Source organism: Vibrio sp. 1457, assembly GCF_033340195.1.
Classification (GTDB): domain Bacteria; phylum Pseudomonadota; class Gammaproteobacteria; order Enterobacterales; family Vibrionaceae; genus Vibrio; species Vibrio alginolyticus.
Map to the genome: position 1 here is coordinate 38265 of NZ_JAWOWA010000012.1, position 24513 is coordinate 62777.

19 protein-coding genes are annotated in these 24513 nt (G+C 45.3%); 7 read left to right on the top strand and 12 right to left on the bottom strand.

Annotated elements, in window-relative coordinates; all coding sequences use genetic code 11:
- Window positions 1-42: 42 nt before the first annotated feature.
- The 8 genes from R7Z41_RS13960 to hrpB all read right to left on the bottom strand — a co-directional run bounded on the left by R7Z41_RS13960 (window position 43) and on the right by hrpB (window position 13613).
- Window positions 43-1056: a Fe(3+) ABC transporter substrate-binding protein gene (locus R7Z41_RS13960; protein WP_085569818.1), complete on the bottom strand. Its 1014-nt coding sequence runs from the start codon at window positions 1054-1056 to the stop codon at window positions 43-45.
- 152 nt (window positions 1057-1208) lie between these two features.
- Complete coding sequence (locus R7Z41_RS13965; RefSeq protein WP_005386568.1) at window positions 1209-2438, bottom strand: ammonium transporter; 1230 nt, start codon at window positions 2436-2438, stop codon at window positions 1209-1211.
- A gap of 27 nt (window positions 2439-2465) precedes the next feature.
- Window positions 2466-2804, bottom strand: a complete 339-nt coding sequence (locus R7Z41_RS13970; protein ID WP_005386570.1) for a P-II family nitrogen regulator — start codon at window positions 2802-2804, stop codon at window positions 2466-2468.
- A gap of 188 nt (window positions 2805-2992) precedes the next feature.
- Window positions 2993-3361, bottom strand: a complete 369-nt coding sequence (locus R7Z41_RS13975; RefSeq protein WP_225478058.1) for a YacL family protein — start codon at window positions 3359-3361, stop codon at window positions 2993-2995.
- Window positions 3362-3460: 99 nt separating this feature from the next.
- The gene (gene acnB / locus R7Z41_RS13980) at window positions 3461-6058 is read right to left on the bottom strand and encodes a bifunctional aconitate hydratase 2/2-methylisocitrate dehydratase (RefSeq protein ID WP_086047030.1); all 2598 of its coding nucleotides are present in this window, start codon (window positions 6056-6058) and stop codon (window positions 3461-3463) included.
- A 268-nt stretch (window positions 6059-6326) separates the two neighbouring features.
- A complete protein-coding gene (locus tag R7Z41_RS13985) occupies window positions 6327-8657 on the bottom strand; it encodes a patatin-like phospholipase family protein (protein WP_318136376.1) in 2331 nt (776 codons plus the stop codon).
- Between the two features lie 122 nt (window positions 8658-8779).
- Window positions 8780-11152, bottom strand: a complete 2373-nt coding sequence (mrcB, locus tag R7Z41_RS13990; protein WP_005380020.1) for a penicillin-binding protein 1B — start codon at window positions 11150-11152, stop codon at window positions 8780-8782.
- Window positions 11145-13613 carry an ATP-dependent helicase HrpB gene (gene hrpB, locus R7Z41_RS13995; RefSeq protein ID WP_005380021.1) on the bottom strand — a complete coding sequence of 823 codons (2469 nt, stop codon included), beginning with the start codon at window positions 13611-13613 and terminating at the stop codon, window positions 11145-11147. The genes mrcB and hrpB overlap by 8 nt, the downstream gene beginning before the upstream one ends.
- Before the next feature lie 66 nt (window positions 13614-13679).
- Here hrpB and sfsA point away from each other — a divergent pair, with 66 nt between their 5' ends.
- The 7 genes from sfsA to panC all read left to right on the top strand — a co-directional run bounded on the left by sfsA (window position 13680) and on the right by panC (window position 19626).
- Complete coding sequence (gene sfsA / locus R7Z41_RS14000) at window positions 13680-14396, top strand: DNA/RNA nuclease SfsA (protein ID WP_017635909.1); 717 nt, start codon at window positions 13680-13682, stop codon at window positions 14394-14396.
- 136 nt (window positions 14397-14532) lie between these two features.
- Complete coding sequence (gene dksA / locus R7Z41_RS14005) at window positions 14533-14979, top strand: RNA polymerase-binding protein DksA (protein ID WP_005386584.1); 447 nt, start codon at window positions 14533-14535, stop codon at window positions 14977-14979.
- Between the two features lie 95 nt (window positions 14980-15074).
- Window positions 15075-15938: a tRNA glutamyl-Q(34) synthetase GluQRS gene (gene gluQRS, locus R7Z41_RS14010; protein ID WP_047102653.1), complete on the top strand. Its 864-nt coding sequence runs from the start codon at window positions 15075-15077 to the stop codon at window positions 15936-15938.
- A gap of 102 nt (window positions 15939-16040) precedes the next feature.
- Window positions 16041-17408 carry a polynucleotide adenylyltransferase PcnB gene (gene pcnB, locus R7Z41_RS14015; protein ID WP_005386589.1) on the top strand — a complete coding sequence of 456 codons (1368 nt, stop codon included), beginning with the start codon at window positions 16041-16043 and terminating at the stop codon, window positions 17406-17408.
- The gene (gene folK / locus R7Z41_RS14020) at window positions 17405-17890 is read left to right on the top strand and encodes a 2-amino-4-hydroxy-6-hydroxymethyldihydropteridine diphosphokinase (protein WP_017635910.1); all 486 of its coding nucleotides are present in this window, start codon (window positions 17405-17407) and stop codon (window positions 17888-17890) included. Before pcnB ends, folK begins: the two co-directional genes overlap by 4 nt.
- 24 nt (window positions 17891-17914) lie before the next feature.
- Window positions 17915-18709 (top strand): 3-methyl-2-oxobutanoate hydroxymethyltransferase, encoded by a 795-nt coding sequence (gene panB / locus R7Z41_RS14025; RefSeq protein ID WP_005386592.1) that lies wholly within the window; start codon window positions 17915-17917, stop codon window positions 18707-18709.
- Window positions 18710-18720: 11 nt separating this feature from the next.
- Window positions 18721-19626, top strand: a complete 906-nt coding sequence (gene panC, locus R7Z41_RS14030) for a pantoate--beta-alanine ligase (protein ID WP_065274834.1) — start codon at window positions 18721-18723, stop codon at window positions 19624-19626.
- 53 nt (window positions 19627-19679) lie between these two features.
- Here panC and R7Z41_RS14035 read toward each other — a convergent pair whose 3' ends face one another.
- The 4 genes from R7Z41_RS14035 to R7Z41_RS14050 form a co-directional block, all read right to left on the bottom strand.
- Window positions 19680-20609: a Kdo(2)-lipid IV(A) acyltransferase gene (locus tag R7Z41_RS14035; protein ID WP_053304122.1), complete on the bottom strand. Its 930-nt coding sequence runs from the start codon at window positions 20607-20609 to the stop codon at window positions 19680-19682.
- 127 nt (window positions 20610-20736) lie between these two features.
- Window positions 20737-21507 carry an ABC transporter permease gene (locus R7Z41_RS14040; RefSeq protein ID WP_065274835.1) on the bottom strand — a complete coding sequence of 257 codons (771 nt, stop codon included), beginning with the start codon at window positions 21505-21507 and terminating at the stop codon, window positions 20737-20739.
- Window positions 21508-22425 carry an ABC transporter ATP-binding protein gene (locus R7Z41_RS14045; protein WP_005380000.1) on the bottom strand — a complete coding sequence of 306 codons (918 nt, stop codon included), beginning with the start codon at window positions 22423-22425 and terminating at the stop codon, window positions 21508-21510.
- Window positions 22426-22675: 250 nt separating this feature from the next.
- Window positions 22676-24346 (bottom strand): SulP family inorganic anion transporter, encoded by a 1671-nt coding sequence (locus R7Z41_RS14050; RefSeq protein ID WP_065274836.1) that lies wholly within the window; start codon window positions 24344-24346, stop codon window positions 22676-22678.
- Between the last annotated feature and the right edge of the window lie 167 nt (window positions 24347-24513).

Sequence of the window (24513 nt, forward strand, 5' to 3'; positions counted from 1 at the left end):
TCCTTTAATCAAATGGGGGTACTGTTATACCCCCACAAGGAATTAAAGGTCAAATTTCACTTCATCTAATAGCTTAATTGCCGCTTCGTGGTTGGCTGCAATATCGTCTAGAGAAAGCTTGTCTGCTTTAAAGTCACCCCAAGATTCCACAAGCTCAGAACGCTTCACGCCTTCTTTAACTGGGTACTCGTAGTTAACTTCTGCGTACATTTGCTGCGCTTTGTCACCCGTTAGGAATTCCATTAGCTTCACAGCATTGTCTTTGTTTGGAGAGTACTTAGCCATCGCCATACCAGAGATATTCACGTGAGTGCCTGTAGTCTCTTGGTTAGGGAAGTTGATGTAAACTGCATCAGCCCAAGCTTTTTGCTCTTTGTCGTTAACCATTTTACCTAGGTAGTAGCTGTTACCTAGAGAAACATCACATAGGCCTTCTTTGATCGCTTTAACTTGTGCACGATCGTTGCCTTGTGGTTTGCGAGCAAGGTTTGCTTTCACGCCTTCTAACCACTCTTTGGTTTCTGCTTCGCCATTGTGAGCAATCATTGCTGAAACTAGAGAAACGTTGTACGGGTGCTTACCGCTACGAGTACAAATTTTACCTTTGAACTCTGGCTTAGCTAAGTCTGCGTAGTTGAAATCTGCGCCTAGTTTACCTACGCGATCACGTGATGAATAAACGCTACGAGAACGTAGAGTTAGAGCAAACCACTCATTCTCTTTATCTTGGTATTGATCAGGTACGTTTTCTTCAATGATTTTGCTATCGACTTTCTGAACTAAACCTTTGTTTGTCAGTTCAGCTAGACGGCTGATGTCTGTCGTAAGAATAACGTCAGCAGGGCTGTACTCACCTTCTTGAGCTAGCTTTTCTGCTAAGCCTTTTTTAGCAAATTTTACGTTTACTTTGATACCAGTTTCTTTAGTGAACTCATTGAACATAGGTTCAACTAGGAAAGGTTGACGGTAAGAGTAGACGTTCACTTCTTCAGCAGCCATTGCTGTTGGAGCTAGAGTAGCGCAAGTTAGTGCTGAAAGAGTTAGCAGTTTTTTCATTGTTTAATCCTTTACCATGCTAATGATAACGTTTATCAGTTGCGTTATTATATGTATGTTCAATAAGAAGACAATGACGAATATTAAAAAACCTGCTCATCGGAGCAGGTTTTATTGTGTTAAGTGTGTAACCATTTATTACAAGCTAATGATTATTTCACCGTAACAAACTCTGGGTAAGCACCAACACCACAATCATGCATGTCCATACCTTCCATTTCTTCATCTTCTGTAACGCGAATCCCAACGGTCGCTTTCAAGATTGCCCACACAACTAGGCTAGCACCAAATACCCAAGCAAAGATAACTACGGCACCTAAAAGCTGTGCACCAAACGTTGCATCACCGTTGCTCAGTGGCACTACCATTAGGCCGAAGAAACCACACACACCGTGAACTGAGATAGCACCTACTGGATCGTCAATTTTAAGTTTATCTAGAGCAATGATACTGAATACTACTAGTGCACCCGACACCGCACCAATCGCAACCGCGTACAGTGGTGATGGCGATAGAGGGTCTGCAGTGATGGCAACCAAGCCAGCTAGCGCGCCATTGAGGATCATCGTTAAATCGGCTTTACCCCAAGTAGTTTTACAAACGAATAGCGCCGCAATTGCACCGGCAGCCGCTGCTGCGTTAGTGTTTAGAAAGATCTGACCTACCGCTGTAGCATTCTCAAAATCTGAAACCATCAACTGAGAGCCACCGTTAAATCCAAACCAGCCAAACCAAAGGATAAAAGTACCCAACGTTGCCAAAGGCATGTTAGAACCTGGAATCGGATAAATTTCACCATTTTTACCGTACTTACCCTTACGCGCGCCAAGCAGTAACACACCAGCAAGAGCAGCAGAAGCACCTGCCATATGTACGATACCAGAACCCGCAAAGTCACTAAATCCAGCTTCTGCTAGGAAGCCTCCACCCCATGTCCAGTAACCTTCCATTGGATAGATAAACGCAGTTAAAATCGCTGAGAAAATCAAGAAAGACCAAAGCTTCATGCGCTCAGCTACCGCACCAGAAACGACGGACATGGCAGTTGCAACGAAGACAACTTGGAAGAAGAAGTCAGACTCTAAAGAGTGGTCGGCCCCTTCACCTTGAGTACCAATTAACGTACCAAATGAAGGTAACCAGCCTCCTTCTCCATTATCGACATACATGATGTTATAACCGACAATCAGAAACATCGTACATGCGATGGCGTACAAACAGATGTTCTTCGTAAGAATTTCTGTTGTGTTTTTAGAGCGCACAAGGCCAGCCTCTAGCATCGCAAAGCCTGCTGCCATCCACATTACCAACGCACCGGAAATGAGGAAGAAAAAGGTGTCAAGTGCGTAACGTAACTCGGTTACTGTTGTTGTTAATTCCATAATAAGTATCTCCAATCCTTTGAATTCTTAAAGTGCTTCTGCGTCCATTTCGCCAGTTCGGATACGCACCGCTTGGTTCAGATCGTAAACAAAAATTTTACCGTCGCCGATTTTTCCGGTTTGCGCAGCTTTTGTAATTGCTTCAACAACGCGATCTACATTGTCTGCGTGAGTCGCGATTTCAATTTTCACCTTTGGTAGAAAATCGACTTGATACTCTGCACCGCGATACAATTCCGTGTGACCTTTTTGACGACCGAACCCTTTAACTTCTGATACTGTCATCCCTTCGATACCGACATCAGCCAATGCTTCTCGTACATCGTCTAATTTAAACGGCTTAATAATGGCATTGATTATTTTCATTGAGTTATCTCCGAAGCTTTCATCCTGAAACACTTCTTATAATCCAATCTACGTGCCAAGTTTTTAAGTTATTGAATAATAAAAACTAACCTCAATTTACATATCTATAAACAAAAAGAGCGCACCATATCGGTGCGCCCTTTTCACAAATTTAAAGCAACGGCAGAGAAGTTACCCAAAACTGTGCATTAAATGTTCAAAAAGTCTTTCCACTGTTCGATAAGTGCCATGAAATCCTCTATCCCACAACTTGCTGTACTTTCTGCATTGTAGAAGTCGAACTCACTTTCCATCTCGACATCATATTCATGGGCTAATGCGTTTTCTTGTACAAGAACTTCGTCGCCCTGAATCATCAAGCTAATTTCCGTGCCTGTTAGGTTATGCTCCTGAGAAGGCGCTGAAAATGACCGCTCAATTAGCTTTTCAACCTGTGCAACCTTCATCGGATCTTTGCCAATTTCTTCTTGCAACCAGCGCCCTACAATCTCATGTCCCATGCTACATTTTACGTAGTACTCGCCCATCAACGTGTTACGAATGAATTCAAATTCCACCGAGATTGCCTATTTCGTATCAATTTGGTGCGAGTATAGCGAATTGCTCCCATAAAAAAAGCACCTCATATGAGGTGCTTTTGAATTGTGCATTTCTGATTATGCCGGTTCTTGGAAGATCACTTCGTCCGCTTTCTTGGTGTATTGATCCATTTTATGGAAGTTCAAGTAGCGGTATGTATCCGTTGCCGTAGCGTCGATTTGCTTCGCGTATTCTAGGTATTCTTCTTTGGTTGGAATCTTACCTAGAATTGCACCTACTGCAGCTAGCTCAGCTGACGATAGGTAAACATTCGCCCCAGTACCCAGACGGTTCGGGAAGTTACGCGTTGAAGTCGACATTACTGTTGATTTATCTGCAACACGTGCTTGGTTACCCATACAAAGTGAACACCCTGGCGTTTCAATACGAACCCCTGCACGTCCGAAGATACCGTAGTAGCCTTCTTCAATCAGTTGGTCTTTATCCATCTTTGTTGGTGGCGCTACCCAAAGGCGCGTTGCTAACTGGCCATTGAACTTATCAAGCAATTTACCTGCTGCGCGGAAGTGACCGATGTTCGTCATACAAGAACCGATGAACACTTCATCAATCGCTGTGCCTTGTACTTCAGACAACAAACGAGCGTCATCTGGGTCATTCGGTGCACATAGTACTGGCTCATTGATTTCAGCCATATCGATTTCAATCACATGTGCGTATTCAGCGTCTTTATCTGCTTGCATCAGCTCAGGGTTTGCTAGCCACTCTTGCATTGCTGTAATGCGGCGCTCGATAGTACGGCGATCACCGTAGCCTTCAGAGATCATCCACTTCAGCATCACGATGTTAGAGTTTAAGTACTCTTCGATCGACTCTTGAGACAATTTCACAGTACAACCTGCCGCCGAACGCTCTGCAGATGCATCAGAAAGCTCAAATGCTTGCTCAACCGTTAGCGTTTCTAAGCCTTCAATCTCAAGGATACGGCCAGAAAATTCGTTGATCTTGCCCGCTTTTTCTACCGTTAGTAGACCTTGCTGAATCGCGTAGTAAGGGATGGCATGAACAAGATCACGCAGTGTAATACCCGGTTGCATCTCACCTTTAAAACGAACCAAGATTGACTCTGGCATGTCTAGCGGCATAACGCCTGTCGCAGCTGCAAAGGCAACCAAGCCCGAGCCGGCTGGGAATGAAATACCCAGAGGGAAACGAGTATGTGAGTCACCACCCGTACCGACAGTATCCGGTAGTAGCATACGGTTTAGCCATGAGTGGATAATACCGTCACCAGGACGAAGAGATACACCACCGCGGTTCATAATAAAGTCCGGAAGTGTATGGTGAGTGTTAACGTCTACTGGTTTTGGATAAGCCGATGTGTGACAGAAAGACTGCATGACAAGATCAGCAGAGAAGCCGAGACACGCCAAGTCTTTAAGTTCATCACGAGTCATAGGGCCAGTAGTATCTTGCGAACCTACTGTCGTCATTTTCGGCTCACAGTAGGTTCCAGGACGGATGCCTTCTACGCCACATGCTTTACCAACCATTTTCTGTGCAAGCGTGTAACCCTTGCCAGAATCTGCGATTTCACCTGGTTTGCGGAATACGTCCGAAGGCTCAAGACCTAGCGATTGACGCGCTTTGTCTGTCAAACCACGACCGATGATCAATGGGATACGACCACCAGCACGAACTTCATCAATCAGTACTTCTGTTTTTAGCGAGAACTCAGCTAGAACCTCACCAGTTTCGTGGTTGCAAACTTTACCTTCATATGGGTAAACATCGATAACATCGCCCATGTTGAGCTTAGTTACGTCAACTTCGATTGGTAGTGCGCCAGCATCTTCCATTGTGTTAAAGAAGATAGGGGCAATTTTGCCACCAAGCACATACCCACCAGCTCGTTTGTTTGGAACGTAAGGGATATCATCACCCATAAACCAAAGCACTGAGTTGGTTGCAGATTTACGTGAAGAGCCAGTACCAACAACATCACCAACGTAAACCAATTGATGGCCTTTGTCTTTTAACTCTTCAATTTGCTTGATCGGGCCAATAGTACCCGGTCGATCAGGGTTTATTCCTTCACGCTCGTTTTTAAGCATCGCCAGTGCGTGTACTGGGATATCAGGGCGAGACCAAGCGTCAGGTGCAGGTGAAAGGTCATCCGTGTTCGTTTCACCTGTTACTTTAAATACGGTTAGAGTGACTTTTTCTTCAAGCTTAGGCTTAGAAAGGAACCACTCAGCATCAGCCCATGATTGAAGTACTTTCTGTGCATGCGCATTGCCTGCTTTCGCTTTCTCTTCTACGTCATAGAAAGCATCAAACATCAGCAGCGTATGAGACAGCGCTTTTACTGCGATCTCTGCCAGTGCTTCATCATCCAATAGCTCAACTAGCGGTTCGATGTTGTAACCACCTTGCATAGTGCCTAGCAGTTCAGCCGCTTTTTCACGACTCACTAATGGTGATTTAACTTCACCTTTTGCTACTGCTGTTAGGAAACCCGCTTTTACATAAGCAGCTTCATCAACACCTGGAGGGATACGGTTTTCAAGTAGGTCAAGAATGACTTTTTCTTCACCTTGCGGGGGATTTTTCAGAAGTTCTACAAGTCCAGCAACTTGTTCTGCGTCTAGCGGTTTAGGAACAACTCCTTCAGCAGCACGCTCTTCGACGTGTTTACGGTAGGCTTCAAGCACGACTTTTTCCTCTCATTGCGGTTCCTCCTCTATTATTACTATTGTTAAAGTAAAGGAGTGAACATCCTTGGAAACTTGGCTCTCCATTGCCCTTGTTTTCATTCAATTATGATTGAGAAACAGCGCCGTAGAGGCCAAACTGTGGGCAAAATAATAGCAAATTTAACCTTAAATTAAAATCTTATCATTTTGACCAACATAGCAACTTACGACTAAAGTTCTGCTAATTTTGACCAAATATGCCAAGTTTTTGCTTTCTCATACCCGATTAATTAAACGATGTTCCTACGATCAAATACACAGCATCCAAATCTTGCTCGGTACGACCGTATGCCAACATTATTGGTCCTATTGGTGAGTCAACACCAAAGAAGATGGAGCCAGCATTGTAAAGCGGCGCTTCGTTTAGTTTCAGATCATTATCAGACCAAACACCGCCATATTCGACCGATGCGCCCAGGTAGACTGGAGCTTCAAACAATCCGAAATCATTATCAAACCACTTATATCGGTACACCAAACTGCTGAAAAATAAGTTCTGTCCGATCAGGCTATTTCTTGGGATTCCCGATAGGCTTAAGAAGCCGCCCAACTCTCTGGGATCAAGCGGTAAAGATGAGTTTTTACTCTCTACAAAACTATATTCAGCATGTCCGACTAAAGTATGACGCTGATGACTCACTGCACCTTTAAATCGTGCAGAGATTTCATAAACGGTATCTTCAATAATTTTGTCAGTTTCTAAAAGGCTAACGCCTTGAGGACTTTGATCATGAGACACTAAATATTCGAGATCGACTAAAAGCCCACGAGTCGGAAATGCGAAATCATCAAGTGTATCTAGGCGATAATTGGCAAACAGGCCACGACGTTCAAAATCCAATTTACCAGCAGAAGCCAAAGTAGAAAGCTCAATATCTCCGGTTGAGTAGCGAGCGCCAAATCGAAGTTCTTGCCACAATGTGGGTTGGATACCTATCGCTAACTCTGTTGTAAAATCATCGTAAGTGACCGGAAAAAAGTCATTTACTGACTCTAAATCTGGTGCTTGAGGCTCTGTTAAAGGTAAGTTTCGGCTCTCACTACCATAGGAAATTCGCCCCGATACAAAAAGTTCTTGGCTAGATAAAACAGGGGAATACAACTCAGCTTCAATCAGCTTATCCGTGCCCATTTCTACGTTGAACGCCAACTCCGCGCCATGAGAGTTTAAATTGGTAAAGTTGGTCGATATTCCTATGCCGTACTGGCTATCTGTATCGAAGTCATCTTCAAGAAAAAATCGGAAGTTGAGATAATTAGGCCCCCACGACTTCTCGTTAACATCAAAAACCAACAATGTCTCACCATCCACCTCTTCAAAGTGATAAGTGATGAGCTCGAACCTATCTAACGCGTAGAGGTTTTCAACGGCTTTCTCAATTTCGGCCGTTGAAATACGACGTCCGGTTTCTAATTCAATACGATTCGTCAACAACACATCGCTGTAGTGCGTGTTATTAACAATCACTATGTCATCAACCACACGCTGATCACCATAAATCAAAGTTTTACGAACTTCTTGTTTGCGATCGATGTATTTTTGATAGTCCGCATTGGACAAGCGCAACCCTTTCAGCTTGTCTTTTAACTGCTTGGTAATATCGTACCCAGCTTGAAAAGCCCAAGGCATTTTGTCGAACTCGACAGTTTCCATGGTGCCCACATTGGGACGAATATAGATATCTTGAGGTTCAAGCTCGTCCACTTGCTGTTGTGTACTACGACGAACGAGATAGTTAGAGAGTTGGTCCGCGACAGTAAACAGCCCCGTAAATTCATCTTCGGTTTTGTAATCGGTGCTAATATCGACGGCAATAACGACATCAGCCCCCATGGCGCGAGCCACATCGACAGGCATGTTATTGACGACGCCGCCATCAACAAGCATATGGCCATTGAGCTTATAGGGAGGAAGCGCTCCTGGTACAGACATGCTAGCCATCATGGCGTCCACAAGGTAACCATTGCCCAATACGACTTCTTCTAAAGCAAGAATATCTGTCGCAACAGAACGATAAGGAATGGCAAGATCATCAAAAGAATCGAATCGCCCTAAGTTCCCTGTAGTCTCACGCAATACTCGCAACATGTTCTGGCCTTGCACCACACCCGTTGGTGCTCGTACCTCACCGAACCTTAAGCCGAGATCGGTATTAATTTGATAGCGGTCTTCATACTCTTTGTCACGAACTCGACGTTGGCTACGGTCAACACGATCTCGATAACCGCTGCCCCAATCGACGGTGTAGATAAACCTCTCAATTTCATCAGCACTCATCCCCGTGGCATAGAGCCCACCCACATAGGCGCCCATACTGGTACCGGTCACAATATCGACAGGGATCTGCATTTCTTCCAATGCTTTTAAAACCCCAATGTGTGCCGCCCCTTTCGCTCCGCCACCAGCGAGCACAACCGCCACCTTTGGTCGAGGTTCCAAGTCATCCGTTTTTGTTAGAGAGTTTGCGAGGGAAACAGAAGGAGTGATCATCAAAAAGGTACTAACCCAAAGCGCAAAGTTGCGAACCGATGGGCTTGATAACAGCTTTTTGAACATTCACTTCTTCCTTTATTGAATATCTGATCAAGTAGGGCGTGCTAGCAGTACTGTACTAACACGCCCTAATATGTACTAAGAATTAATCAGATAAACAAGCTAATGTTGTTGATTTGGCGATGCTACCAATCAAATATGCTATTTAACCAGTTTGATTTCTTCTCACACTGTTGCTTTATCTGACCGGTTTTATCCCAAACCGGCAGTTTGTAATCACTACGGCAGTTCATTTCTAAACCTCCATCAGATGTAGGCTTGAACCCTAATGTGGTGATTTCTCTTGGCCATGGGAGCTCTAAACGCTCAGGAATACGCTGCTTCAAGTACTCTGCGTACACTCGTAATGCACCACTCGACCCTGTTAGATTCACGGGTTTATTATCGTCACGGCCTAGCCAAATTGTCGTCACCTCACGACCATCAACACCGACAAACCAACTATCGCGGTTGTCATTACTGGTACCCGTTTTTCCTGCCAATGCAGCCCAACCAAACTGGCTTTGTAAGAAGCGGCCAGTGCCTTGAGCAACCCCTTGTTTCATCGCGTAGGTCGTTAGCCATGCAGCTTGTTCATCCACGGCTCTTGATGAACGAGGCAAGGATTGATACAGCACATTACCTTCCATATCCATGACTGAGCGCAGAGCGGTCAGTTTGGCACGCTTACCTGAATTCGTCAGAGTCTGATACATCTGTGCGACTTCGAATGGCGTCAAAGAAAACGAACCCAAAAACATCGAAGGCACTGGGCGAATTTCGTCTTTGTTCACGCCCAAACGCTCTAAAGTATTGGAGACTTCAGGAATGCCAAGTGCCATACCTAAGCGCACGGTTGGTACGTTAAGTGATTTCGCTAAAGCAATGTAAAGTGGCACATCACCACGATATTTTCTATCGTAGTTGCGCGGCGTCCACACGTTACCTTTACTGCTCTTCAGACTTAACGGCGTGTCGTGTAGCGTCGTGCCTAGGTTGTATTTATCCGGTTGTTCTAGAGCCGTTAAGTAAATCGCTGGTTTCACTAAAGAACCAATTGGACGACTGGCATTGAGCGCTCGGTTAAAGCCTTCATAACCGACACGTTTACCACCAACCATCGCACGGATTTCACCACTATGGCGATCAACGGCCACAGCAGCGGCTTCTAACTCTTTACCACCCCGTTTAGCTAGTTCTGGGATCTTTTTCGCGATAGCTTGTTCCATTTTGCTTTGCGATACTGGGTCCAGAGACGTAAACACGCGCAGTCCGGTCTCTGCTTTAAATCGCTCCCCAACTTTTTCTTTTAATTCAATGCTCAATTGTTGGAAATAAGCTGGCTGACGGCTCGCAATACGTGGCTTGCTTTGCGTATCGAGTGGACGACTTACAGCTTGTTCATACTGCTCTGAAGTCAACATGTTTTGCTGCATTAACAGGCGCAGAACGAGATCACGACGCTCTTTCGTTCTCTCAGGGTAACGAATTGGGTTGTAGTAAGACGGTCCTTTTACCATCCCAACTAACATCGCCAATTGATCGATTCGCAACTCCTGAATTGGCTGCCCAAAATAGTAACGCGACGCCAAGCCAAACCCGTGGATCGCTTCACCTCCACTTTGACCTAGGTACACTTCGTTGAGGTAGGCTTCTAAGATACGATCTTTGCTGTAACGGTAATCCAAAATTAGCGCGATATACGCTTCTCGAACTTTACGCCACAGTGTTTTATCACGAGTCAAAAACAGGTTTTTTGCCAATTGCTGAGTCAGCGTACTACCACCTTGAACAGTACGACCGGCCTTAATGTTCGCAACCAATGCACGTGCAATCGCCAGCGGTGACACCCCGTCATGTTGATAAAAATCCCGGTCTTCGGTCGCAAGCAGTGCATCCACTAAAATTTCAGGGAACTGATCACGACGTAAGAAAAGACGCTGTTCATCACGGTCTTTCTCCAGCATGCCCAACATCTTCGGTTCTAGGCGCAAGTAACCAAGGTCTCCTCGAGATTCTAAAGACTGAATACGTTGCAAGCCGGAATCAGAGAAATGCAGCATAATGTGACGATCCGGCTCGGGACCATCGGCAAACTCGAATGGACGGCGAATCAATTCAATCCGAGTGGAAGAAGAGGAATATTCGCCTGGGTAACGAGGTTGACTCACTTTACGGTAATTCAACACATCTAGCTCGTTGCGCAGTTCTTGGATGGTGATATTCTCACCAGGGCTTAGATTCAAGATACGGGCATAAACCACCGTTGGCAGCTCAAACAGCTGGCCTTCAAAGCGTTCTTTCACCACACTATCTAAGTAAATCCCAACAAACAGCAAAACAGCGGCAAGTGCAACGCCAGCTTTCCAGCTAAACGACCACAGAACTTTCAACCACGAACGTTTCTCGTTAGTCGGTTTTTTACTCGGCGTACGTCGAGTCTGTTTTGCGGTTCCTTTATTGGTTGTACTTTTCTTCGCTGGCGCTTTTTTCGCGCTAGGCTTCTTGCTGTCAGTCATTATTCAATTGTCTTTTTGTTTTCGTTGTTGCTACATGATTGGCAGGATCATCTGGCCAAACGTGTTTTGGGTAGCGCCCTTTCATCTCTTTTTGAACGTCTTTGTAGCTTCCGTTCCAGAAAGCCGCCAAGTCCGACGTGACTTGCAATGGACGTTGTGCCGGTGAAAGCAGTTCAAGCACCAAACGCTTGCGGCCAAGAGCCACCGTTGGGGAACCACTCTCCCCAAATACTTCTTGCATACGCACCGATAATATCGGCTCGTGGCCATATTGGTAACGGATACGCTTCTTTGAACCTGTGGGTAGTTGGTAATGCTCAGGTAACCATTCATCCAGTTGTTGATTGAGTGGCCAACCTAATAGAGCATTAAGCGCTTCGACCAAGTTTATCTTGCTCAGGTCTTTAACCGAGCTGACAGACGTCATGTATGGTTCTAACCACTCCTCTAATGAATCCAGCAAACTGGCTTCATCAAACACTGGCCATGACTGCTCAGGTAACCATTCCACCGCACAACGAATCCGAGCCAACAAGCTCTCCGCTGCCGGTGTCCAGTTTAGACTCTGTAAGCCCTGGCGGCGGACATACGTGAGTAAAGCTTGTGTCATTTTTTCTTTGCCCGGGCTTGGCAACGGCTCGCGTTCAACGACCAGCAGACCGAGTTTTGTTTGTCGCTCAGCTATTAGACGGCCTCTTTTTTCATCCCAGTCCACTACTTCTTCAGACGAAAATAGCGTATCAAAGGTCGTTCGCAATATATTGACATCCAATTCACATGCCGAATGAATTTGACTTGAGTTAGAATGAGAACGCATTAAGTCAACGGCAACCAAATACTCACAGCCACCTAGCATGTCTTCCTGACGACATTCTGCACCATGACCATTAGCCAAAGTAAATCGCCCAAATTGATTTGTGCGCTGCTGCGCAATGCGATCTGGAAATGCCAAACTTAACACCAGCGGTAATGCATCTTCATCCACGCCTTTCAGGTCAAATACCGTATCCAATTTGTACGCTAGAGATTGAGCACGCTTGAACAACATCGACTTTTTTGGATGAGTACCAACAAGCCAACGATGCAAGCTATGAGCGATATTGGTAACACTCCTCTCTGGCTCTTCAATCAGTGCGACCGCCGCCAAAGCAGCATTTAACATCTTATCACTGTAAGATTGCGCTTTAATTAGCATCGCAGCCGCACGAGGCTCAACGCCTAGTTCATGCGCCTGTTTTCCTTCGGACGTTAATTGCCCTTTTTCCGTCAGTAGTCCCAATGACACCAATAGCTGCTTCGCTTGTTCCAATGACGCATTAGCGGGAACATCAAGCCACTTTAGATCGTGGATATCACTCGCTCCCCAAAAGGCAAGCTCCATAACTAAACTAGCCAAATCGGAATGCAAAATTTCGGGTTGGGGAACTAGCGGTTGCTGCTTGAACTGGCTTTCAGAATAAAGACGAACACAAATGCCCTCTTCTATTCGTCCCGCTCGTCCTGCACGCTGAATCGCTGAAGACTGTGCAATGCGTGTTTGCTCTAAGCGTGTTAAACCGTTTTTCAAATCAAAGCGGGCAACACGCTCTAACCCAGAATCAACGACGAGGCGAATGCCTTCAATCGTTAGTGAAGTTTCTGCAATGTTGGTCGCTAGAACGACTTTACGCTTACCTTGTTCTGCTGGCGTAATCGCTTTTTGTTGATCTGCAAAACTCAGTTGACCATAAAGTGGGCATACGTCGATATCATCCGCTAAATGAGACAACCGCTCTTCAACTTGTTTTATGGCACCAACACCCGGTAGGAAAGCTAACAAAGATCCAGACTCTTTGTTCATAAGACTTTCTATTGTTTTTGCCATACTCGTAGGTAAATGCTCGTTCACACCTAACGGCTGGTAGCGCATTGCCACATCAAAGCTGCGCCCTTCAGATTCAATGTAACTGGCTTCCGGCAACAACGATTGTAATGCTTGTTGGTCAAGCGTTGCCGACATTACCACCAGCTTGAGATCGTCTCGCAATGCCTCTTGAACTTCTAAACTGAATGCCAAAGCGGTATCGGCATGAATGCTGCGTTCATGAAACTCATCAAAGATCAGTAGATCAACCCCATCCAGTTCAGGGTCAGTTTGGATCATCCTGGTCATGATCCCTTCGGTCACGATCTCCAGCTGCGTTGCAGAACTTACCTTTGCCTCGCCACGAACTCGATAACCCACGCGTTGACCAACTTGTTCTCCCAATTGCTCAGCAAGATAACGGGCAATGTTACGCGCCGCGAGTCGTCTTGGCTCAAGCATGATGATTTTTCCAGCAACCGAATGATTTAAGAGTAACTGCAAAGGGAAGTAAGTCGACTTACCGGCACCAGGCGCCGCTTTTAAGATCACTTGATGTTGATTTTTGACCGCCGTCAGCAACTCAGGCATCACGGCTTCAATCGGCAATTGTGACAAAGGAAATACCTTATGGTGTAATGGTGGCAACATTGTACATAAAAAATTTTTTGTCTAAATAAGCAAATGCATTTCACACCCGCTTTAGAGTCCGCCACTCTACTCAAACGTTATAAACGCTTTCTTGCCGATATCGAGCTCGATACTGGTGAAATCCGTACAATCCACTGCGCAAATACAGGTGCAATGACGGGTTGTGCTACGCCCGGAAACAAGGTTTGGTTTTCTACTTCCGACAACCCGAAACGAAAATACCCCAATAGTTGGGAGTTGAGTGAAACCGAACAAGGCCACCGTATTTGTATCAATACCGCGCGCGCCAATCAATTAGCCGTAGAGGCTATTGAAAATAATGTCATTTCAGAGCTTTGTGGTTATGACACACTTCAAACTGAGGTGAAATACGGCAATGAAAATAGCCGAATTGATATCTTGCTCAGCGCAGACGACAAGCCAAAGTGCTATATAGAAGTGAAAAGCGTCACTCTTCTTGATGAGACCGACTCTACTGGACAAGGATACTTCCCAGATGCGGTCACGACTCGGGGACAAAAACACCTGAGAGAGCTCACAGAAATGGCACAAAATGGAAGTAGAGCCATACTTTTATTCACTGTTTTACATTCAGGTATTGAAAAAGTATCCGCGGCGCACCATATAGACGCGAAATATTCACTATTACTCAAACAAGCACAAGACGCTGGAGTGGAAGTTCTCTGCTACAAAGCTGAACTGAGCGATACTGGAATGAAGCTGATTTCCGCTATTGATTTTATCAATTAAGAGAAAAAATGATGTCGTCTTCACATTGACGATAACTTTGCGATTCAGTATTTGCTTGCACCGCCTCTTTTTGCTATAGATACCCGCCTTAAATTGACTGCGTAGCAGTTGACTAGGTGTAAGTAGGAGATGCTGTATGCCAGAATCAAAGAAGAAAACGATAGGCATCCTAGCCATTGCCGGCGTGGAGCCATATCAGGAAAAACCTGGTGAAGAGTACATGTCACCAGAGCAGGTTGAACACTTTACGAAAATCTTAACAGCTTGGCGCGACCAGCTAAGAGCTGAAGTGGATCGTACTGTTCACCACATGCAGGACGAAGCAGCAAACTTCCCAGATCCAGTTGACCGCGCCTCTCAAGAGGAAGAGTTCAGCCTAGAACTGCGTAACCGTGACCGCGAACGCCGTTTGATCAAGAAGATTGAAAAGACTTTGGATAAAATCAAAGAAGACGATTTTGGCTTCTGTGAGTCTTGTGGCGTAGAGATTGGCGTTCGCCGTCTTGAAGCACGTCCAACCGCTGACCTTTGTATTGACTGTAAAACACTTGCAGAAATCAAAGAGAAGCAAATGCAAGGTTAATCACCCAGCATTATGATTGTTGAAGGGAGCTCAGGCTCCCTTTTTGTTTTGGCTATCTTCGCACCCTATTTGTTTACTAAATTCGAGATACACGCATGACACGCTATGTAGGTCGATTCGCCCCATCTCCTTCTGGTCCACTGCATTTTGGTTCACTGATTGCCGCTCTTGGCAGTTATTTTCAAGCGAAAGCACAAAACGGAGCTTGGTTAGTACGTATTGAGGACTTAGACCCACCAAGAGAAATGCCAGGTGCAGCGCAACTTATCCTAGAGGCACTCAAGGCCTATCAGCTGCATTGGGATGGAGAAGTGGTATACCAGAGCGAACGTCACGACCTTTACCAAGCTCAAATAAACAAATGGCTCGAAAATGGAGAAGCCTATTATTGCCAATGTACTCGTAAGCAAATTAAAGAGCATGGCGGTTTTTATCCTGGCACTTGCCGCGATAAAAACTTGAAAGACGGCGCGATTCGCCTAAAAATGACCAAGCCTGTCGCTCATTTCCTCGACCAAAAGCAGGGAACCATTACGATTCCAGAGCAACTCGTTAATGAAGATTTCATTATTAAACGTCGAGATGGATTATTTGCTTATAATCTTGCGGTAGTATTGGACGACATCGACCAAGGCGTCACAGAAGTCGTGCGAGGTGCAGACTTAATCGAGCCGACAGGGCGTCAAATTAGCCTGTACCAAATACTTGGTCAGCCTGAAGTTAGCTACTTGCATTTACCATTGGCGATGGACAACAACGGCAATAAATTGTCGAAACAAAATCACGCGACGGCTATTGATATAGATACACCAAAACCTACTCTATTGCGCGCCATGACATTTTTAGGTTTCGAGATACCTGAAACCGTAAGGGCGGCCAACATAGAAGATATTCTTCGTTGGGGCTGCGAAAACTGGCGGTTGGAACAGCTTCCAGCAGAGATCGAGATCACACCGTGATTCTCAAATGGCATTGTGTAGGCTATCATTAGCCGCAAATTAGGCCCTAGAGGCGTATAAAACTAACCAAAGCAAGATTGGATTAAACCCAGTTATTGCCAGATGCACATGAATACAAACGACTATACACCAAGCGAACCTGCCACAATTCCAGAGCTCGCTCTCAATGTAATAACTCGTGAAGAGCACAACATTTCGCGTAAGCAGATCAGTGATAATGCGCTGAAGGTACTGTACCGCCTAAATGGTGCTGGTTTCGATGCTTTTCTTGTGGGTGGCGGGGTTCGAGACTTACTGCTTGGACAAAAACCGAAAGATTTTGACATTGCGACCAACGCAACGCCGGAACAGATCAAACAGCTATTTCGTAACTGCCGTTTGATTGGTCGCCGCTTCCGCTTGGCTCATATTATGTTTGGCCGAGACATCATTGAGGTTGCGACATTCCGTGGTCACCACCAAGAGCAAAAGAATAAGAGCATTTCTCAGCAATCAAAAGAGGGTATGCTGCTGCGTGACAACGTCTACGGCACCATCGATGAAGATGCTGAGCGCCGTGATTTCACGATTAACTCGATGTACTACAACATCGCAGATTACTCGATTCACGACTACGCACGTGGTATTGAAGATTTAGAAGATCGCCTAATTCGACTGATTGGTGATCCAGAAACACGCTACCGTGAAGACCCTGTGCGCATGCTGCGTGCGGTTCGTTTCGCGGTAAAACTAGACTTCGATATTGAAGAAGACACCGCAGCGCCAATCGAACACATGGCACCGTTGCTCGGTGACATTCCGTCAGCGCGTCTTTTTGAAGAGTCACTCAAATTATTGCAATCCGGTCATGGCTTAGAAACCTACCACCTACTGCGTGAGTACAACCTATTCCAGCAACTATTCCCGACGATTGCAGCGCACTTTACAGAAGATTACTCCTCTCACACTGAGCAGATGTTGGATCTTGTCCTAGATTCTACCGACATGCGCATCGAAGATGGGAAACGCATCAATCCAGCATTTATGTTTGCTGCAATGCTGTGGTACCCACTGTGTGCGAAAGCCGATGAACTGATGGAAGAGCGCAACTTAGGCCATTACGACGCCATTATGGAAGCGAGCAACATCATTCTTGACGAGCAAGTTCGCACAATTGCCATTCCAAGACGCCACACCGCAACCATTCGCGAGATTTGGCAGTTACAGCTTCGTCTTCCACGACGTAACGGTAAACGTGCATTCCGTCTTATGGAGCTCAATAAATTTAGAGCTGGCTTTGATTTTCTTGAAATGCGCGGTGAAATTGAAGGTGGTGACACTCAGAAGCTTGCCAAGTGGTGGGAAACTTTTCAAAATGCAGGCCGAGAAATGCGTCAAGCAATGGCTGCCGACTTAGACGGTCAATCACCGAAAACAGGCCAGCGCCGCCGTAAAACTTATCGCAAGAAAAAGAGTAAGCCCAAATCATGATTACAGCGTACATTGCGGTAGGCAGTAACTTGGCTGATCCTGTCAGCCAAGCAAAGCAAGCGATTGAAGCATTAAAAACGCTGCCTAAATCAGAGTTTGTTCAAGCTTCTTCGCTATACAGCAGCACGCCAATGGGGCCACAAAACCAACCGGATTACATCAATGCGGTTGTGTCTATTAACACCAGTTTGACGCCTATTGAATTGCTCAATTGCACACAAGCTATAGAGCAAGAACAAGGGCGTGTCCGTAAAGACGAACGCTGGGGACCAAGAACCTTGGACCTCGACATTGTGCTTTATGGCAATGAGGTGATTAATTCCGAGAGGCTGATCGTTCCTCATTATGGAATGAAAGAGCGTGAATTCGTACTCTACCCTCTTGCGGAAATTGCACCAAGTTTACAACTCCCTGATGGGACCGAGGTCTCTGAACTACTGGAACAAGTAGATAGAAACGGCCTCAGTATCTGGCAGTCATAGCCAACTCCTAGTAAGGATAAAACCATGAAAAAAATGACCATCAACGACCTAATCAAGTGGAAGCAAGAAGGTCGTAAATTTGCTACTTCAACCGCTTATGATGCGAGCTTTGCCCAACTGTTTGAAAGCCAAGAAATGCCAGTACTTCTTGTTGGTGATTCTCTAGGTATGGTTTTGCAAGGTCACAACGATACTCTGCCAGTAACGGTCGATGATATCGCTTACCATACTCGTTGCGTACGTGCTGGTAGCCCAAATTGTTTGTTGATGGCAGACATGCCATTCATGAGCTACACCACGCCAGAGCAAGCTTGCGAAAATGCGGCTAAACTGATGCGTGCTGGTGCCAATATGGTAAAAATTGAAGGTGGTGACTGGCTTGTCGACACGGTGAAAATGCTCACTGAACGATCAGTTCCAGTTTGTGCTCATCTTGGTTTAACTCCTCAAGCTGTTAATATTTTTGGTGGTTACAAAATCCAAGGTCGCGATCAAGAAAAAGCAGACCGCATGGTAAAAGACGCATTAGCGCTGCAAGAAGCAGGCGCTCAAATCGTCTTACTAGAATGCGTACCAGCTGAGCTTGCTGAACGTATTACGCAAGTGCTTGACGTTCCTGTTATCGGTATTGGTGCAGGTAACGTAACAGATGGTCAAATTCTCGTAATGCATGATATGTTTGGTATTTCTGCCAACTACATGCCGAAATTCTCCAAAAACTTTCTTGCTGAAACAGGTGATATGCGCAAAGCCGTTACTAAATACATTGAAGATGTAGCCAACGGTGTATTCCCAGACGACGCTCATACCATTGCCTAGAGGATAAATGCATGCAAACTTTTGCGGAAATCTCAGCAGTTCGTGAACACCTTAAAACCTTTAAACGTGAAGGTCGTAAAGTGGCGTTTGTCCCTACCATGGGCAACCTTCACGAAGGCCACTTAACTTTAGTGCGTAAAGCACGCGAATACGCTGATATCGTTGTCGTAAGCATCTTTGTTAATCCGATGCAGTTTGATCGTGCTGACGATTTAAATAATTACCCACGCACGCTAGAGGAAGACTTAAGCAAGTTAACCTCTGAAGGGGTCGATGTGGTATTTACGCCAACACCAGAAGTTATCTACCCAGAAGGTCTGGATAAGCAAACCTTCGTCGATGTCCCTGGCCTATCAACAATTCTCGAAGGCGCGTCTCGACCAGGTCATTTCCGTGGCGTGACGACGATTGTGAATAAGCTGTTTAACATCGTACAACCGGATGTCGCGTGCTTCGGCGAGAAGGACTTCCAACAACTCGCTGTTATCCGCAAGATGGTTGATGACCTAGCAATGGACATTGAAATCATCGGTGTACCAACCGTACGTGAAATGGACGGTTTAGCAATGAGTTCACGCAATGGCTTGCTTACGCTGGACGAGCGTCAACGTGCTCCTGTACTTGCTCGTACAATGCGTTGGATCAGTAGTGCCATTCGCGGTGGCCGCGATGACTACGCATCGATCATCGAAGATGCAAGCGACCAACTTCGAGCTGCAGGTCTGCACCCTGATGAGATCTTCATTCGTGATGCTCGTACATTACAAGTGATCACACCAGAAACGACACAAGCTGTTATTCTGATGTCTGCGTTCCTAGGCAAAGCTCGTCTTATCGATAACCAAACGGTAGATATGGTTGTCGAAACGAAGGAAGAAGCTGAATCTAACAATACAAACTCAGAGAACGCAGAGTAAGCTCTGAGCCATAAAAGTAAAAAGGTCGACTCTTAGTCGACCTTTTTTATACTCTACGTATAGACGCAATCTAACCCTTCAGGGCGAGTTTTAAACCGCTTGTGCAGCCACATCCACGCTGGAATATCACGTTTTATCATTTTCTCAAGCTCTTGGTTCAAGATGCTTGCCGCTTTAACCGCATTACGTCTCTCGAAACGCTCGCTAATGTCTTTTCCAATGTACAGCGTGTAATGGTGATTTTTACTCACTGTAACGCCAGATATAACCGCGCACTTTGTTGCATCAATGAGAACACTAGACCCGACGGTACTCGCCGCTTGTTCAACAGCAAAAAACGGCGCAAAAACAGAATGGCTAACGCCATAATCATGGTCGGGCAAATACCAAAGTCGATGACCATTCTTCAGAACTTTGAGCATTGATTTCACGTCTTTTCGATCAATCATTTGATGTCCAAAACGAGTTCGACCTCGATGTTGAATAAACTCATAAGCAGGATTCGAATTTGGGCGATAAACGCCATAACCTTGGGCAAACTGGCTAAAAATACGAGCGGTTATCTCCAAGTTTAAATGGTGACTGCACACCACCAACACACCACGTCCATTCTTTTCCTCAGCGAGTAAACGATCTTTTCCAACAATAGAGGTTATCCGACGTATCCGCCAATCTGGCCAAAACCAAGCGATACCGGTTTCGATGATAGCCATTCCAGTATATTGAAAGTTTTTTCGTACTACGTCCTTACATTGCCAATCCGTAAAATCAGGGAAACACAGCTGGAGATTACGCAGAGCGATCTTGTGTCGGCGCTTCATTACATGCATCGCAATACAGCCGATGCTTCTACCTAAGATTCGCAATACTACGTATGGCAGTACATTAACAAGAATCGCTAAAGATCCAAATGCCAGCCATACAGACCAATATTTGGGCTTAAGTAACTGATAGGAGAAAGGCGGCGGCGGGACAATATTCATAGGATCACTCATTTATTACAAATGATTGAAACCTACCATGATAAAAACCGAAAAATTGTATGGGTATGTATTGTTATGCACGCGAAAGAGCAGCGTGAATCGCCGCTCTTTGCTTTATGAGAATGGCTTAGCTTCTTAGCCCAATCCCTTTGGTTACTAGATAATGCGCAATGACATACAGTGCAACAACAAACACTGCAAGTACACTAAATGAAGTGACAATGCCCACATCCGAGACACCTAAAAAGCCGTAGCGGAACGCATTCACCATGTAGACGATTGGGTTGATCTTAGAAACGCCTTGCCAAAATTCAGGCAGCAGACTGATCGAATAAAAGACTCCTCCCAAGTAAGTTAAAGGAGTCAATACAAACGTAGGGATGATCGAAATATCATCAAACGTTTTTGCGTAAACCGCATTGATCAAGCCACCGAGAGCAAATACAACCGACGTCATGAAGACAGTCGCGACAATAATGCCCCAGTGCTCCACTTGCAAATCAACGAACAAAAGTGACACACAAGTAACAATTGCACCGACCAACAAACCTCGAGTCACGCCGCCCATCACATAGCCAGCAATAATCACATAGTTTGGTACCGGTGCCACCAGCAGTTCTTCAATATTCTTCTGTAGCTTTGCACTAAAGAATGACGACGCCACGTTCGAGTATGAGTTAGTGATCACCGACATCATGATCAAACCTGGAACAATGTACTCCATGTAACTAAAGCCGCTCATCTCACCAATTCGAGAGCCAATAAGATTGCCGAAAATGATGAAGTACAACGTCATCGTAATGGCTGGCGGCACTAAGGTTTGCACCCAAATACGTGTAAAACGAGTGACTTCTTTGCTCAGCAAGCTGCGAAATGCCGTCCAATATAAACCGTACATTTAATTACTCCCCTCTCTTACAATGCTGACAAACAACTCTTCAAGTCGGTTGGCTTTGTTACGCATTGAGAGAACTTTAATGCCATGCTCTGTTAACTGACTGAATACCGAATTCAATCCTTGGCTCTTATCTAGTTCTATCTCTAAAGAGCCATCAACAATACTTTGTCGATTAACACCTTCAAGCTCAGGCACCTCGACTTCTGACTCAATATCCAAGATAAATGTCTCGACGCTTAGCTTACCTAGTAACGCCTTCATGGTGGTATTTTCAATCAGCTCACCACGATTAATAATGCCGATATTTCGACACAGCATCTCCGCTTCTTCTAGGTAGTGTGTCGTTAAAATAATCGTAATTCCTTGCTCTTGGTTGATCTCTTTCAGAAACCCCCACATTGAGCGGCGTAGTTCAATATCCACTCCAGCCGTTGGTTCATCTAAAATGAGTAATTGCGGCTCGTGCATCAAAGCTCTTGCGATCATTAAACGACGCTTCATCCCACCGGATAGGTTACGAGCACGCTCTTGGCGTTTTTCCCATAAATCCAATTTTTTCAGGTATTTTTCTGCTCTTTCTTTGGCTAATACTTTAGACACACCGTAATAGCCAGCTTGCTGCATCACAATTTGCTCAACGGTTTCAAACTGGTTGAAGTTGAACTCCTGTGGCACCAAGCCTAAATTCTGCTTGGCCAATTCGAGGTCGGTATCAATGTCATAACCGAAAACTTTCGTCGTTCCGGAGGTTTTATTCACTAAGGAGGAAATGATGCCAATCGTGGTCGATTTTCCTGCACCATTGGGACCCAGAAGCGCGTAGAAGTCACCCTTTTTCACTTGGAGACTTATACCTTTTAACGCCTCAAAGCCACCTGCATACGTCTTGCGCAATTGTTCAATTTCTAATGCGTACATAAGGTCTTGATTGCCGTTTGTTTGTGATTACTAATACCGACTCATATTTAGCAGCGGTTTACTACAAAATCGCCTTGGGTATCGTACTGGAGGTCCATCAGTTTATCGTTGAATAACGATGATTACAAATAAACCTTTCGATAATATTGGAAATATAACCCTTACCTCGTAAAGGTTATCTTTAAGTAAGACAAAATAGAGCATAAAAAAACGCAACAGGAAACTGTTGCGTTTTTAACTGTCAGAATGATTACGCCGTTATGCGCTGATACTGGTCTGCCTCAACATGTGCCGCCGCCGCATTCAATGCTTCGTAACGGAATTGGTACATATTTTCATCCGGGACAAGGTCAATCACATGGAATTTCTCTAGCTGTTCTCGTGTTCGCTCATTCGGGCATAATAAATACACGGCACAATTGGCATCGAGAGCATCCTTAATCGCATTCTCTAACGCCAAACCGACGGTTACATCAATCATTGGTACATCCGTAAGATCGAGAATCATCACGTCATAGTCCGAAATACTAGAGTGCTGACGTGAAATGGCTTTAGAAACACTAAAGATCATCGGACCGGAAAGATAAAAGAACAGCACTTTACCATTAGCACGATCCAACAAACCACGCTCGCTGTCAGTCAGCGGCACATCATCTTCATCCGCGTCGCTGATCGCTTTTACTTGTCGCGCCTGCTCTCGGCTCAAACGCTCGATGATGATAATGTTCGAGATAAAGACGCCTAAACCCACCGCAACGATAAGATCAACGAATACTGTAAGCAACATAACGCCATACATCACCGCCATTCCGGAAAAGCTTACCTTATGTGCCCTCTGAATAAAGCTCCAGTCTAGGATGTTAAAGCCAACATACACCGCAATGCCTGCTAACACAGCCATCGGGATTGGCTCTGTTAATCCGCCAGCAACCAGTACAACCAACGCCAACATTAGTGCACGAATCACACCAGATAATGGCGAACGAGCCCCAACTTGGATATTCGTTACCGTCCCCATGGTAGCCCCCGCCCCCGGCAGCGCACCAAACAAGCCTGAGATCATGTTAGCTAACCCTTGACCTCGCAGCTCTTTATCTGAGTCGTGTTCTTTACGAGTTAATGAGTCACCGATAACCGCCGTTAACAAAGTATCAATACAACCTAATGTGCCGAGCACTAATGCATCAATGACCATCTCGACAAACATATCTGTGTCAATATAAGGGGCGACGAGAGAAGGTAACCCAGCAGGAATTTCACCGATACGACGAATATCTTCTGTATCAAAGAGAATCACAGACAATAAAGTCACCGCGACCAATGCCACGAGCTGTGCAGGAACGTATTTACGATATTGCTTAGGGAAGAAAAAAAGAATCCCCAAAGTCAGTAGTCCCAAAAACAACTCACTGAACTTAAGGTTAGAAATGGTCTCCGGCAAAGCAGATAACGTTCCGAGTACTCCCCCTGAAGGCGCAGCATGCCCCATCAAAGGCGATAACTGTAGAATGATAAGAATCACACCAATGCCAGACATAAACCCGGAAATAACGCTGTAAGGCATCAAGGTAACGTATTTACCCAGTTTTAACGTCCCCAATAGGATTTGGAACGCGCCAGCCATCATGACAATCGTGAAAGTCATAGCCATGCCCGTTTCTGGGTATTTCGCCATCATACTGGTTAATACTGCGGTCATGATTACCGTCATTGGCCCTGTCGGTTCTGATATTAACGTATTAGAACCACCAAATAACGAGGCAAACAAACCGACCATTATTGCCCCCCAAAGGCCGGCCTCAGCACCGGCTCCGGATGCAACACCAAACGCTAACGCCAGAGGGAGAGAGATAATCGCCGTGGTTACCCCGCCAAATACATCCCCTTTGAAATTGATATCTTCAAAACGACTACCGAACACTGCTGATTTTCCCTGCATTCAATTTTAAAAAGTAAAATATCACTACTTTAACGAGCTAGGCGAAAATTTAAACCATAAATAGATTAAGGCTAAATTCACACCACAAATAGTTTCACCAGATTTTACTTTTTTCTTAATGAAAACTAGTCAGATGAGTCCTATCTGAC

Bases quoted from the DNA above. Each gene is read 5' to 3' on its own strand.
- R7Z41_RS13960 (WP_085569818.1), bottom strand. From the start codon at position 1,056: ATGAAAAAACTGCTAACTCTTTCAGCACTAACTTGCGCTACTCTAGCT.
- R7Z41_RS13965 (WP_005386568.1), bottom strand. From the start codon at position 2,438: ATGGAATTAACAACAACAGTAACCGAGTTACGTTACGCACTTGACACC.
- R7Z41_RS13970 (WP_005386570.1), bottom strand. From the start codon at position 2,804: ATGAAAATAATCAATGCCATTATTAAGCCGTTTAAATTAGACGATGTA.
- R7Z41_RS13985 (WP_318136376.1), bottom strand. From the start codon at position 8,657: ATGTTCAAAAAGCTGTTATCAAGCCCATCGGTTCGCAACTTTGCGCTT.
- mrcB (WP_005380020.1), bottom strand. From the start codon at position 11,152: ATGACTGACAGCAAGAAGCCTAGCGCGAAAAAAGCGCCAGCGAAGAAA.
- sfsA (WP_017635909.1), top strand. From the start codon at position 13,680: ATGCATTTCACACCCGCTTTAGAGTCCGCCACTCTACTCAAACGTTAT.
- dksA (WP_005386584.1), top strand. From the start codon at position 14,533: ATGCCAGAATCAAAGAAGAAAACGATAGGCATCCTAGCCATTGCCGGC.
- gluQRS (WP_047102653.1), top strand. From the start codon at position 15,075: ATGACACGCTATGTAGGTCGATTCGCCCCATCTCCTTCTGGTCCACTG.
- pcnB (WP_005386589.1), top strand. From the start codon at position 16,041: ATGCACATGAATACAAACGACTATACACCAAGCGAACCTGCCACAATT.
- folK (WP_017635910.1), top strand. From the start codon at position 17,405: ATGATTACAGCGTACATTGCGGTAGGCAGTAACTTGGCTGATCCTGTC.
- panB (WP_005386592.1), top strand. From the start codon at position 17,915: ATGAAAAAAATGACCATCAACGACCTAATCAAGTGGAAGCAAGAAGGT.
- panC (WP_065274834.1), top strand. From the start codon at position 18,721: ATGCAAACTTTTGCGGAAATCTCAGCAGTTCGTGAACACCTTAAAACC.
- R7Z41_RS14035 (WP_053304122.1), bottom strand. From the start codon at position 20,609: ATGAATATTGTCCCGCCGCCGCCTTTCTCCTATCAGTTACTTAAGCCC.
- R7Z41_RS14040 (WP_065274835.1), bottom strand. From the start codon at position 21,507: ATGTACGGTTTATATTGGACGGCATTTCGCAGCTTGCTGAGCAAAGAA.
- R7Z41_RS14045 (WP_005380000.1), bottom strand. From the start codon at position 22,425: ATGTACGCATTAGAAATTGAACAATTGCGCAAGACGTATGCAGGTGGC.